Genomic DNA, 521 nt, shown 5'->3' with positions numbered 1-521 from the left:
GTGGGAGCCGTCGAAGGTGGGGCTGGCGATTGGGACGAAGTCGTAACAAGGTAGCCGTACCGGAAGGTGCGGCTGGATCACCTCCTTTCTAAGGAGCACCTTCACCTGAAAGGGTGCAAGGAGCCCGCACCGCCCGTCTGTGGTGGTGGGGTGCTCAGATGGCGGAGACACTGGTGAGTTTTCTTCTGGCAACGGCCGGGTTCCTTCTAGTACAGCCGCTTCGGTGGTGGGAACGAAGTCCTGGTGCGGCTGGAGGTGAATGATAAGCACCCTGTTGGGTCCTGAAAGAACAACCCTCGTGGTTGTTTCTTTCGGAGACTGGTCCGGGCCCTGTGGGTTCGGGAGTCTGCCAGGCATGGCCTGGTCTCACATACCGTCGGCGGGTTGCCGGGTTTGGTGTGGGGCTTGAGGGTTGTGGGTTGGTCGTTTGTTGAGAATTGCACAGTGGACGCGAGCATCTTTGTGGTCAAGTTGTCAAGGGCGAACGGTGAATGCCTTGGCACCAGGAGCCGATGAAGGAC

The 521-nt window shown here is 59.3% G+C and carries 1 rRNA gene; it reads left to right on the top strand.

The features are described 5' to 3' along the window. Nucleotides 1–88, top strand: a 16S ribosomal RNA gene (locus DKT68_RS31345); the annotation flags it as partial. Between the last annotated feature and the right edge of the window lie 433 nt (nt 89–521).

Origin of the sequence: Micromonospora acroterricola, assembly GCF_003172955.1 — a bacterium.
Lineage (GTDB): Bacteria > Actinomycetota > Actinomycetes > Mycobacteriales > Micromonosporaceae > Micromonospora > Micromonospora acroterricola.
This window is presented reverse-complemented; position numbering and strand designations above follow the sequence as displayed.